The following is a 12,443-nucleotide window of genomic DNA, read 5'->3' as shown; positions in this document are numbered from 1 at the left end:
ACAGAAAGAGTTTGAGGAAATAGAATGGAAAAAAAAGAGATAGTTGGGAATGTTGCATTGGACTATGAGTTCTACTCCGGTGAAGATTATTATTCAGAAGGAGATATTGAGGACGAGTTGTTAAAAATAGTGCAGAGCAATGATGAGGATGGATTATATACGCTGATTAACACAAAAAACAAATGGGAATATCTTTATCATTTTTCACAATTTAGAAAAAATATTGTAGATTGGATTCCTTTTACGGAAAACGCTAAAATTCTGGAAATCGGTTCAGGTTGTGGAGCAATTACAGGAGCATTGGCGGAAAAAGGAAAACAGGTGGATTGTGTGGAATTATCCAGAAGAAGAAGCCTCATCAACGCTAATAGGAATAAAAAATATGAAAATATAGTTATTAAAATAGGTAATTTTGAGAAAATTGAGCCATATCTTGACAAGGATTATGATGTTATCACGTTGATTGGCGTATGGGAGTATGCAGGAGTCTATTTGTCATCGAAAGAACCATTTGGTGATTTTTTGGATTTATTAAAAAAGCATATTAAGTCAAATGGAAAAATAGTGATTGCTATTGAAAATCGATTTGGTTTAAAATATTGGGCTGGTTGCAGAGAGGATCACACAGGAATGTTTTTTGAAGGCCTCGAAGGATATACAAAATCTAATGGAGCAGTAACATTAGGAAAGAATGAGATGACACAATTATTCTATGAAAAAGGATATTATTCTCAATTTTATTATCCATACCCAGATTATAAAATTCCATTTCAAATTTTTTCTGATGATTATCTGCCGAAACCAGGAATGTTGACAGATAATGGAAAAAATTTTGATAATTCTCGAATGGTATTATTTGATGAAGAAAAAGTGTATGATTCTATTATAAAAAATAATATGTTTTCTTTTTTTTCTAATTCTTTTTTAGTTATTTTGAGTAAAACTAATTTGGAAAAAGTTGAAAGTAAAGTAGTTTATTCTAAATATTCTAATGAGAGAGTGAATTGTTTTCAAATACGGACAGATATAATAAAAGATATCTCCGGAGATTTTTTTGTTTGTAAAACGCCATTAAATGAAACAGCAAAGACGCACATACAGAATATTTATAAAATGTATAAAGTTTTAAAAGCTAATAATACGGATGAACAATTGAAATATAATAAATGTTTGTGGATGAATGATACAGCGAAGTTTGAGTATATTGAGGGAAAGTCTGCCGGGGATATGCTGGAAACCTATCTTTCTGTTGGTAAAAAGCAAGAGGCAAAAGCTTTGATTGATGAAATAGTGAAGATTATTCAAAGTATGCAAAATACTAATTTTAGGGAAACCCAAGATTTTGTTAGTATTTTTGGACATTGTCCATTGGAAGGTGTTCCAGCAGTTAATGGAGCAGATATAGATATTACTTTTGAAAATGTGATTTATAGGGAGGGTGTTTGGAATATCATAGATTATGAATGGTCGTATGATTTTTCGATTCCTGTAAACTATATTATATATAGATTATTATATGATCAAGCGCCAGAAGAAATTAAAAAATGGAATCTTTGTGAAAAATATGGAATGAGCAAGGAGGAACAGTCCATATATTTCCAAATGGAGCGGCATTTTATGGAAGAATACGTCTATAAAAATAGATATGTATTGTCTGGTTCTCAAATTATAAAACCAAAGTTTGTTATTAACGATGCAACTATTAAAAATAGAATTGAAACAGGATCAGAAATCAAAGTTTATTATGACTATGGCGAGGGATTATCAGAAATGAACACCAGCTATTTTTCATGTGTGGAAAAAGAAAAAACATCTCTGAATATCCCGATTAACAAGGAAGTTAAGAGTATCAGAATTGATCCAATGGAATGTGCAGGAATTGTAAACTTAATAAGAATTCAGGCATGTTCTGATGAAGAAGATTATACACCATTTTTTAATGTAAATGGAGTGATAACCGATAAAAATTATATTTTATATAATACTAGTGATCCTTGGATACACATTCCAGATATAAAAGAAGGGACAAAATCTATTAATATAGAAATGATAGTGGATAAAGTTTCTTCTGTGTTTCTCGAGGAGAGTAACCGACAATATAATAGAGTTCAAAAGGAATTGGAAATAAAAATATATTTCGATTGTGGAACCGGATTATCTGAGTCAAATACATCAATATATCATTATAAAGATAACGAGAATATACAATTGGATATCCCTTTGACAGATAATATAACAGGGCTTCGTATTGATCCAATGGAATGTGAGGGTATTATTCGTATAAAGAATTTAACTGCCATAGTTGGAGAAGAGACATATGATCCAATATATGAAATAAATGGAGATGTTTTGGAAAAGCATTGTTATATATTTGATACAGAAGATCCATGGATATATTTGACACAGTTAAAAGAGGGAACAAATAGTCTCCATGTAGAGTTGAGTTTGGATAAAATATCAAAGGAAACTATAAAAAAACTGCGCAGTTATTTAAAAAAGATGCCAAAACGAAAAAGAAAATAAAAATGGAGAGAAAAATGGAAAAAATGAAAAGAATTATAAGATACATTATAAAAGGTTTGAAAATGACTTTGCGCGAAGGTGTTTTAGTAACTTTGTATTTTTGGAATGAGAAAAAAAGGACTTTTGCTGCAGAAAAAAATGAGTATGAAAAATGGATAGAGCAGAATGAAAAAAAAGCTAAAGAACAAAAAAAGTTAGATTATCAGCCATTAATTTCAGTAGTAATTCCAGTATATAATGTGCCGGAAAATATGTTGGTTGAATGTATTGAATCTATTTTTCATCAAACTTATATGAATTGGCAGCTTTGTCTGGCAGATGACAATTCTTCATGGGAAAGCATGCGAGAAATATTAAAAAAATATGAAAAAGATCCACGGGTAAGAGTAGTTTACCGAAAAGAGAATGGACACATTTCCAGAGCTACTAACAGTGCAATTGAATTAGCAGATGGAGAGTTTATTGCTTTTATGGATTGTGACGATCTAATTCCCGAAAATGCACTTTATGAGGTGGCTCTAAAACTGAATGAAAATCCAAGTTATGATTTTATTTATACAGACGAAGATAAAATTGATGAAAAAGGTGAAGTAAGGTGGGAACCGCATTTTAAGCCTGACTGGTCACCGGATACTTTAATGACTATGATGTATACTTCTCATTTGGGAGTGTATCGTACAAGCATAGTTAAAGAATTAGGTGGTTTGCGAGTGGGATATGAAGGCTCTCAGGATTATGATTTTACATTACGGTTTGTAGAAAAAACATCACCTGATCGAATTGCTCATATTCCTAAGGTGCTCTATCATTGGAGGCAAAGAGAAGGTTCAACGGCTGTGACGCCAGAGGCAAAACCATATGTATTTGAGGCGTCCAGAAAAGCTTGTGAAGAAGCAATAAAAAGAAGGCATATTGAAGGTAAAGTGGATGATGAGTTGAAGTTATATCAGGCCCATGTGACTTATTATAATTCATCTAATCCTCTAGTTAGTATAATTATACCATCTAAAGATAATTTTAATGTATATAAAAGATGCGTTGATACCTTACATCAATTGACAGAATATGCAAACTATGAAATTATCCATGTGGATAACGGCAGCAATGAAGAGAATAGAAGAAATTATGAGAATTTAGATAAAAAATATCATCATATATATATGTATGAAAAAATGGAATTTAATTTTTCAAAAATGTGCAATATTGGGGCGGAAAAAGCAAAAGGAGAATTTCTGCTATTTTTAAATGATGATATTGAAATTTTCAAAAAAGACTGGCTGAGTATACTGGTTGGACAGGCATCTTTGGATTATGTAGGAGCTGTAGGCGCTAAATTATATTATCCAAATAGCACGATTATTCAACATTGTGGTATTATAAATATTCAGCAGGGACCGGTACACATGTTTGGAGGATGTGATGACAAAAATTTATATTATTTCGGAAGGAATAGGTTGGATTTTAATGTGATTGCAGTGACTGGAGCTTGTTTAATGGTAGATAAAATGAAATTCCAGGAAATAGGTGGATTTGATGAAAAGTTGGCTGTCACTTATAATGATGTGGATCTTTGTTTCAAACTTCTAGAGCATGGATATTATAATGTGATTCGTAATGATGCCATTCTTTATCATCATGAATCGATAAGTAGAGGTAATGACGTACTCGATGATAAAAAAATGAGGAGATTGATTCAGGAACGAGAGAATCTTTATAAAAAGCACCCTAAATATTATTATAGAGATCCATTCTATAGCCCCAATTTATCTCAAGTGCATAATGATTTTCGTATTTATGTCAAAGGTAATGGTGAAAATAAACCTACAATGAATCATGTGAAAAAGATAGATTCTTTTGATAAAGAATTTAAGCTAGATAGTCGTATCAGAGCAAAATTTGACTGTATTTCTATAGATTGTTGGGATTATATCTTTTTACAGGGATATGCATTTTTTGAAAATCGCATTAATAATAATAAACGAATTTCTCAGTTGCTATTTGAAGGTGAGACAGAGACTTTGCTGATTGATACAAATAAAATATATCGTCCGGATTTACGGGTGCTGGCGAATACAAGAAAGTATGTTAATTTAACAGGATGGAATTGTTATTTAGATTCTGAAGAATTCCATGATAAAAAATATATCATGAGAATTATCTTGGATGGTAAATTGGCCGATGTGGAGGAAGAATTAGAATTATAAAAATGGTCATCCCCATTTTTATTAAACAAGAAGATATTCTAAAAAACAGAATGAAAATAAAATGGGGATGCAAAATTATAGATACAGAAGTTCACCGATAATTTGAATAAAATTTTGCTTTAAAAAATGATATTTAAAAGCAATAAGGATACGCATAAATTTATTGTGTTTAGTGATATTAATAAAGGCATTTAATATCTGGATTTGTTCGGGCAACAATTCTTTGCGGTAAACATGTAAAAAGGTTTGTGCCTGTGCGATAGAAAGATTTAAAGTTTCTTTTATCTTTGTGTCACCAGACAGTCTTTTAAGAAGAAAAAGAGGGGTATTGACTTTGGTAGCCCCAACTACATTTTTTTTATGTTGACGATAGAGGATGGTTGGCTTTTGGATACAAACTATTTTTCCGAAACAGGAGGCTGCCAAAGTGACCCACCAATCATGCATGGCAATATTTTCATTATCAAGATGTAGTATGTTATTCAGAGCCCGATTCCACATCATAGTACAGCCAGTGACGTTATTTTGTACCAGCAGATGGGGTAAATCGATTACATTGGTATTTAAGGCTCTATATTTGAAAAAAGATTCTCCTAACGGATTTAAATTCTGATCAACGACTCTAAGGTCAGTGTGTAGGAGAATAGGCATAGATTTGGACAGGAGGTTTTCTGTTTGATGTAACTTTTTAACAGAATCTTCAATCTTGCTTTCAAGCCATATGTCATCCTGATCAGAGAACATATAGTAATCAAAAGAATAATGCTTATTTATCCACTTTAATATAGAAGTAAAATTATTCTTGGAACCAGAACTTTTTCTGGCAGAATTAGGGATAATAATTATTTGTTCTGGATAACGAAGAGCGTAAGATTGTAATATCGATAAAGTGTTGTCTTTTGAGCAGTCATCGCGTATAAATAATATCCAATTATGATATGTTTGAGTTAAAATGGAGTTGAGCTGAGCTTCTATATAAGATTCTCCGTTATAGGTTGCCAGGCAGATAGCAATATGTTTATTAAAATAATACATAGTATATGATATAATCCTTTCTTTTTAAGGTTATATTATCATGTGAAATGTAATAATACAACAAAAAAATCTTTCTATGTTACATTATATATTATTAATTGAGTAGGAGTTTAATGAAATGGTGTATATTGCTACTATAAAAGAAAAAATGAATAAAATTATTATATCACAATATTTTCCGTTTGTTTTTTGGGGATTATTGGTTGCTTTAATCCATTATGATATTAATTTGCAATGGGGCGATGATGTTTATTTTTCCGATGTTTTAGGGGATAATGGGACATTTGAAGTATGGAGACAATATTTGGGACAAAGATATCACAATTGGACTTCAAGATTAATTATAGAAGGTGTCTTAGTTATAGTTGTTCATTATCCTTTATTATGGAAAATTATTGATACAGTTTTAATGATATGGATAGCAAAAGCAATATCTATTTTTTTTAATGATACAAAAAATGTAAAGATGAATTGGTGGATTATATTAATAATGTTGGCTTTTCCTTTTGAAATAATGAATTCTGCGGGATGGATAGCAACGACTCTTAATTATTTATGGCCATTGGCTTTTGGTTTTATTGGTATGATTCCAGTAAATAATTTAATTAAAAAGAAAAAAAATTCTATGTTAACAATATTTTTTTCTGTGATTGCATTATGTTATGCAATTAATCAAGAACAGATGTGTGCAGTGATTTGGGCAATTTATTTCTTGTGTGGTGTCTATATGTATTTAAAAGAAAAAAAATTGCCTTGGATTATTGTTTTAGGTTTGCTTTTAAGCACTATAAGTTTGCTTTTTATTATAAGTTGTCCAGGAAATATGATTAGAACAGAACAGGAAATAGCAACATGGTTTTCATCATTTAGAGAGTTATCTTTTTTTAATAAATTAGAAATGGGATATTCCTCCTCTTTGTTTGAGTTTTTTATGAAGCCTAATCTAGTTTTCTTTTTGTTTTCGTTACTACTTATAGTATTGACATATTATTATAATAAAAAAATAATTTATCGTATTATTGCAAGTTTACCTTTTATAGTTAGTATAGTAATTGGACTGTTTGGAAATATTTTTTCTTTAGTTTTTCCCAATATTATTGCATTAACAACAAGTATGACAGAAACAGGAACAAATATAAAATTAACAGAAATGCGTATGTGGATTCCTGACACATTTATTACATTGATATTGGTATGTATTATCATTAGTATATGGCAAGTAGTAACAAATAAAAAAATGGCAATAGTATTAATTTATATAGGAGCGATAGGCTTCGTAAGTCGTATTATAATGGGATTTTCACCAACAATTTGGGCCTCGGGGACTAGAACATTTATTTTTATGTATTTTTCTATAATGATTATAAGCGTTATATTATTTAAAGAAATTTTAAAAATTAAATGTTCACAAGAAAGAATGTTTAAAATAATGCCATTAGGTATTGGAATAGCAAGTATATTCATAATTGACCATATATTGTATTATATTAATTCGTTTTAAGGAGTGAAAGTTATGAATCTTTTATCATTAATTGTTCCTTGCTATAATGAGGAAGAAGCATTACCATATTTTTATGAAGAAGTAAAGAAAGTCGTAAAAAATATACATTCATTTGATTATGAAATTATTTTTATAAATGACGGTTCAACAGATAGAACTTTAGACATTATAAAAGAGTATTCTATAAATGATGATAAGATTATTTATTTATCATTTTCAAGAAATTTTGGAAAAGAAGCTGCAATGTATGCGGGGTTTTGTAATGCAAAAGGAAATTATATAGCTGTAATGGACGCGGATATGCAAGATCCACCAAATCTTATTCCTAAAATGTTAAAGATATTATTAACCAAAGAATATGATAGTGTTGCGACTCGGAGAATGGATAGGAAAGGAGAGCCGATAATAAGAAGTTGGTTTGCAAGAAAATTTTACAAAATAATCAATAAAATTTCAGATTCAGATATTGTTGATGGTGCTAGAGATTTTCGTATGATGAGAAAAGAAATGGTTGAGGCGATAATATCTATGGAAGAATATAATCGTTTTTCAAAAGGGATTTTTGGATGGATTGGGTTTAGAACATATTGGCTGCCTTATGAAAATGTGGAACGCATTGCGGGAAAAACAAAATGGAACTTTTGGACGTTATTTAAATATGCAATAGAAGGAATCATTAATTTTTCTCAAGCACCATTGAGTATAGCATCTTGGTTTGGTATGATTATGACAGTAATTTCTTTTTTTATGCTTCTGTTAGTTATTTTGCGTAGAGTTATTTTTGGTGACCCGGTTGCTGGATGGGCTTCCATCATATGTGTTATGGTTTTTATTGGTGGAATTCAAATGTTTTGCTTAGGAATAATAGGCCAATATTTATCTAAGACTTATTTAGAATGTAAAAAAAGACCTCATTATATTATAGCTGAATCTAATAAATCATGTTTTGAAAGAGTAAAATAAAAATATTTTGAGATTATTTAAGGTGCTTATGAAGAAAAAAATCATTGTAGTTTTTATAATATTGTTTATAGCATTAGCGTTAGAAATACTATTATTTAATTATCGTGCAATAGAATCTAGATTTTTCTATAATATAAAAGAATATAATATTAATTATGGAAAGGGAATAGATAGAATACGTTCAAATTATATCCAAATAAATGATTCTGAAGATTCTTATATAGAATTATCTCAAATTAACCGAAAGGTAAAAAATATATTTTTAAATATAGAAGGGGAACAAGATGTATATGATATTCAAATATCTTTTATAGATGATGCAAATGAATTTTATTTTAATATGCCATCACAAAAGATTTTATATGAAGTGGAAGATAGTAAATATATACGTTTATATCCATCAGGTAATGCAGAAAAAATCAAAATTAATTTTTTGAATTGTGAAAACGAGAAAATAATAATTCATAATATTGAATTAAATAAAGAAATTCCAATAAAATTATGCTGGGAGAGAATGGCAGTTATCATTTTAATATTAGGTATAGTTTATATATTTAGATATTCTTCTTTTTTGTGGAAGATAAGAATCAGTGATAAATTAGGAATATGCAAGGTAATTATTTGTGCTTATATTATATTGCAAATAACATTATTTTGGAGTATGTCTTCGATTAATCCTTGGTTAATTGCTAATGAAAAAGCATTGATTAATCAAATTCAATATTGGAAATTAACGGAAGCAATTTTTGATAAAAAGGTAAATGTGGATATAGAAGTAACAGAAGAATTAAAGCAAATGGAAAATCCATATGATTATAATGCTCGTACGAAAAAAGGAATTGAGGCCCCATGGGATTATGCATATTATGATGGAAAATTTTATGTTTACTTTGGTGTTGTGCCTGTTCTTTTAATTTATATTCCATGGTATTTGATTACTGGAACAATGCCGTTAAATCATTACGTTATTATGTTCCTAATGCTATTTTTTGTTATAGGAGTATTATTGTTACTAAAAGAAATTGCTTTAAAATATGTCCGAAACGTATCAGTTGTACTATATCTTATAATGTCAGCAGTTATTATAAATGGCTGCGGAACACTATATATAGCAAAACGTCCTGATTTTTATTCCATTCCCATTTTAATGGGACTCACTTTTACGGTTTATGGATTGTATTTTTGGATAAAAGCTATAAAAAATGAGGAACAATTGCAAAAAATCTATATATTGTTAGGCTCTCTATGTATGGCATTAGTGGCTGGATGTAGACCTCAATTATTATTGGGGAGCTTTTTAATAATACCTTTGTTGAAGGATGTTATAATAAAAAAATATAAAAGAGGGATAAAATTAAAAAATACAATTTTAGAATTTTTATGTTTGGTTTTGCCATATATGTTGGTTGCTATTGGATTAATGTATTATAATTATATACGTTTTGATTCAGTATTTGATTTTGGGGCTAATTATAATTTGACGAGTAATGATATGACAAAAAGAGGGTGGGTATGGGCTCGTACAGGATTAGGATTATTTGTCTATTTATTTCAACCACCAACATTATTAGCTAAATTTCCATTTCTGTATGCAAGTAATTTAGCGAATGATTATCAAGGAAATACGATTATGGAAATATTATTTGGTGGGATGATAACATCGAACTTAATTTTGTTATTTGGTTGTGGTTCGTTTAAATTGAAAAATATATTAATGAAAAAAAGGTTATACTTATTTAATGTTTTGTCCATTGTTTTTGCGATGATTATAGTAATAGTCGATACGCAAATGGCAGGGTTATTAATACGATATACAAATGATTTTGGATTATTTCTATTTTTACCAACTGTAATTACAATTTTTGTATTGATGGATACTTATAATAAATTAGAAATATATGGTTATTTGAGAAGTATAGTAGTATTTTTGTCTATTTTATCATTGATATATAATAGTATGGTAATATTTGCAAGTGATATGCAGTCCTATCAAGAAATGTGTCCGGTATTATATTATAAAATAGCCTATGGGATACAATTTTGGTTGTAGTTATTTTTATTGAATTAGATTAATAGTAAATGATTAATCTGAAGAGAAAATATAAAAAGAAAAATATTTCCGGGTTAAAGTGGTGTTTATCCCGGAAATATATGAACTAAATATTAAATAAGATGTTTTTTATTTTCAGATATATATATTAAATTCATCTCAAAATCTTGCCGATCTTTTTGGCGCAGCGTCTGAAGAACAATACCGGTAAAAAGAGACATCAAAGCTGCCATAACAATAAATCCGCAGACAATCAAAGTAGGAAAGTTAGGAACCAAACCAGTTTTGGTGTAGGTAATCAAAATTGGTATAAAAAATGCAGCAGAAATCACGATCAGTAGTAAAGCAATGATGCTGAAAAAATTAATTGGTTTATAATTGCGGTATAACCGGAAAATGGTAAAAAGAACTTTTAATCCATCAGAATAAGTGTTCAGCTTTGATTCGCTGCCTTCTGGTCTGTCACGGTATTCTATAATTACATTTTCAATGGACATATTTTTGTCAATGGCATGAATGCTCATTTCTGTTTCAATTTCAAATCCTTTAGATAAAACTGGAAAACTTTTTACAAATTGATAACTGAATGCGCGATAGCCAGTCATAATATCTTTGATTTCGCTTTTAAATAAAAAATTAATGGATTTACGGACAATAGAATTCCCCATGTTATGGAAAGGGCGTTTATTTTCTTCAAAATAAGTGGAAGAAAGCCGATCACCGACGACCATATCTACATTTCTCTGAAGAACTTTATCTGCCATTTCACGGGCATATTCGGCAGGATAGGTGTCATCACCGTCTGTCATGATATAACATTCGGCGTCGATTTCACGAAACATACGCCGTATCACATTTCCCTTTCCTTGCTGATATTCATGGCGGACAATAGCTCCGGCTTTTTCGGCAAACTCAGCGGTATTGTCCGTAGAATTGTTATCGTAGACATAAATAGTTGATTCCGGTAATGCCTGTTTAAAATCTTTGACAACTTTGTCAACAGTTTTGCCTTCGTTATAACATGGAATTAATACTGCGATTTTATCCATCTTATTCTCTCCTTTGGTTTAGTATAGCATATAATCTCGTATAAAATACAATGTGCTTATTTTACCACAGCGGCGAAGAATAAATATTAGCAAACCAAACTTTCTGACACAGAATTTCTTTTGTGGATATCTTTCCACTGCCTGCCCCGTTTTTTTGAAGTTATCCACATCCCATAGCTGCATTTCTCCTGACATTTTTATTTTTCGTCAGTTTTTTGTTTGGTTTCCTATTCCATTCCACCACCACCTGTTGTATAATAGCCTTGTTATTCAAGATATACTGTTGTGTATCTCTGGATGTAAAGTACATCTTCATCCGTTATTGTTTGTCTGCGAAAACTTTCCAGTAGCCTTGAAGATGTATTTTTTATGCTCTGCCCTGTCTCTCGGATCAATGGACTCCATACCAGATACATCTGCATCATGATATCTGCGATCTGCGTCAGCAGATAATGGTTTTTCATCGCATTGCTGTCCCTGCTGTTCAGATGCTCTATATCATAGATCCCGTTTTTCTGGTTATTAAATCCTTCGTTTTCTATTTTCCATCTCCCACGCCCTGCGCAGACCATTTCTTCCAGGTTTTTCTTTGTCAGGCTGATATTTGTGCTCCATTGGAATCCGTGTCTCTCTTTTCCATCTGCATTTCCCTTTCTGTTTTTTGTCAAGTATTTTTCCTTAAAAAAGCGTTGGAAATCCCTTTCTTCAGCAAGGGATTTCCCCTGCCTTCAGCGGGCATTATGCATCCCTGCGCATAAGGGCATGTTCCATCCGGTAGCTTTTCCCCTCGAAGATCAGTAAATGTCCGTGCTGGACAAGCCGGTCGATCATTGTAGCGGCCATCTGGTCATCCGTAAAGATCCCGCCCCATTTTGAAAATTCCAGATTTGTTGTCAGGATCAGGCTCTTGCTCTCATAGCTGTCAGATATGACACGGAACAGTAGCTGGGATCCGTCCTTATCGACAGGGACATATCCCCATTCATCCAGTATGAGCAGGTTGGTCCTATGTCAAGAAAAAGTACAAATTAAATATGCCCTTTTAATGTTGAGTTACCCTGCTAAAGCTTCAGCTCTTTCATCTAATGCTGCATAGTATTCTTTTTCATACTGATCTG

Annotated in this window: 9 protein-coding genes; 5 read left to right on the top strand and 4 right to left on the bottom strand. The window is 30.9% G+C overall.

Annotated features, from left to right (window positions below):
• Nucleotides 1-24 precede the first annotated feature (24 nt).
• Nucleotides 25-2,523, top strand: a complete 2,499-nt coding sequence (locus B5F87_RS04350; RefSeq protein WP_087277379.1) for a class I SAM-dependent methyltransferase — start codon at nucleotides 25-27, stop codon at nucleotides 2,521-2,523.
• 14 nt (nucleotides 2,524-2,537) lie between these two features.
• Entirely contained in the window at nucleotides 2,538-4,727 is a 2,190-nt protein-coding gene (locus B5F87_RS04345; RefSeq protein ID WP_158096949.1) for a glycosyltransferase, read from the top strand.
• A 75-nt stretch (nucleotides 4,728-4,802) separates the two neighbouring features.
• Here the strand turns inward: B5F87_RS04345 and B5F87_RS04340 are convergent, their stop codons facing one another.
• Nucleotides 4,803-5,762, bottom strand: coding sequence for a glycosyltransferase family 2 protein (locus B5F87_RS04340; protein ID WP_087277373.1), 960 nt, complete (start codon nucleotides 5,760-5,762; stop codon nucleotides 4,803-4,805).
• 118 nt (nucleotides 5,763-5,880) lie between these two features.
• On the opposite strand from B5F87_RS04340, the gene B5F87_RS04335 reads away from it, so the two are divergent.
• The 3 genes from B5F87_RS04335 to B5F87_RS04325 are packed head-to-tail and all read left to right on the top strand — an operon-like array spanning nucleotide 5,881 to nucleotide 10,276.
• Nucleotides 5,881-7,263: a DUF6056 family protein gene (locus B5F87_RS04335; RefSeq protein ID WP_087277370.1), complete on the top strand. Its 1,383-nt coding sequence runs from the start codon at nucleotides 5,881-5,883 to the stop codon at nucleotides 7,261-7,263.
• A gap of 12 nt (nucleotides 7,264-7,275) precedes the next feature.
• A complete protein-coding gene (locus B5F87_RS04330; RefSeq protein WP_087277367.1) occupies nucleotides 7,276-8,226 on the top strand; it encodes a glycosyltransferase family 2 protein in 951 nt (316 codons plus the stop codon).
• A gap of 28 nt (nucleotides 8,227-8,254) precedes the next feature.
• The gene (locus tag B5F87_RS04325) at nucleotides 8,255-10,276 is read left to right on the top strand and encodes a hypothetical protein (protein ID WP_143405194.1); all 2,022 of its coding nucleotides are present in this window, start codon (nucleotides 8,255-8,257) and stop codon (nucleotides 10,274-10,276) included.
• A gap of 113 nt (nucleotides 10,277-10,389) precedes the next feature.
• Here B5F87_RS04325 and B5F87_RS04320 read toward each other — a convergent pair whose 3' ends face one another.
• From B5F87_RS04320 to B5F87_RS04310, 3 genes are all read right to left on the bottom strand, one after another.
• Nucleotides 10,390-11,325 carry a glycosyltransferase family 2 protein gene (locus B5F87_RS04320; protein ID WP_087277360.1) on the bottom strand — a complete coding sequence of 312 codons (936 nt, stop codon included), beginning with the start codon at nucleotides 11,323-11,325 and terminating at the stop codon, nucleotides 10,390-10,392.
• Between the two features lie 266 nt (nucleotides 11,326-11,591).
• The gene (locus B5F87_RS04315) at nucleotides 11,592-11,993 is read right to left on the bottom strand and encodes a hypothetical protein (protein ID WP_087277357.1); all 402 of its coding nucleotides are present in this window, start codon (nucleotides 11,991-11,993) and stop codon (nucleotides 11,592-11,594) included.
• Nucleotides 11,994-12,063: 70 nt separating this feature from the next.
• Nucleotides 12,064-12,324, bottom strand: a complete 261-nt coding sequence (locus B5F87_RS04310; protein WP_343215727.1) for an ATP-binding protein — start codon at nucleotides 12,322-12,324, stop codon at nucleotides 12,064-12,066.
• Between the last annotated feature and the right edge of the window lie 119 nt (nucleotides 12,325-12,443).

Origin of the sequence: Eubacterium sp. An3, assembly GCF_002159465.1 — a bacterium.
In the GTDB taxonomy this organism is placed as follows: domain Bacteria; phylum Bacillota; class Clostridia; order Lachnospirales; family Lachnospiraceae; genus Anaerobutyricum; species Anaerobutyricum stercoris.
Note: the sequence above shows the minus strand (reverse complement) of the source record. Positions and strands in the feature narration are given on the sequence as shown.

Bases quoted from the DNA above. Each gene is read 5' to 3' on its own strand.
- B5F87_RS04350 (WP_087277379.1), top strand. From the start codon at position 25: ATGGAAAAAAAAGAGATAGTTGGGAATGTTGCATTGGACTATGAGTTC.
- B5F87_RS04345 (WP_158096949.1), top strand. From the start codon at position 2,538: ATGGAAAAAATGAAAAGAATTATAAGATACATTATAAAAGGTTTGAAA.
- B5F87_RS04340 (WP_087277373.1), bottom strand. From the start codon at position 5,762: ATGTATTATTTTAATAAACATATTGCTATCTGCCTGGCAACCTATAAC.
- B5F87_RS04335 (WP_087277370.1), top strand. From the start codon at position 5,881: ATGGTGTATATTGCTACTATAAAAGAAAAAATGAATAAAATTATTATA.
- B5F87_RS04330 (WP_087277367.1), top strand. From the start codon at position 7,276: ATGAATCTTTTATCATTAATTGTTCCTTGCTATAATGAGGAAGAAGCA.
- B5F87_RS04325 (WP_143405194.1), top strand. From the start codon at position 8,255: ATGAAGAAAAAAATCATTGTAGTTTTTATAATATTGTTTATAGCATTA.
- B5F87_RS04320 (WP_087277360.1), bottom strand. From the start codon at position 11,325: ATGGATAAAATCGCAGTATTAATTCCATGTTATAACGAAGGCAAAACT.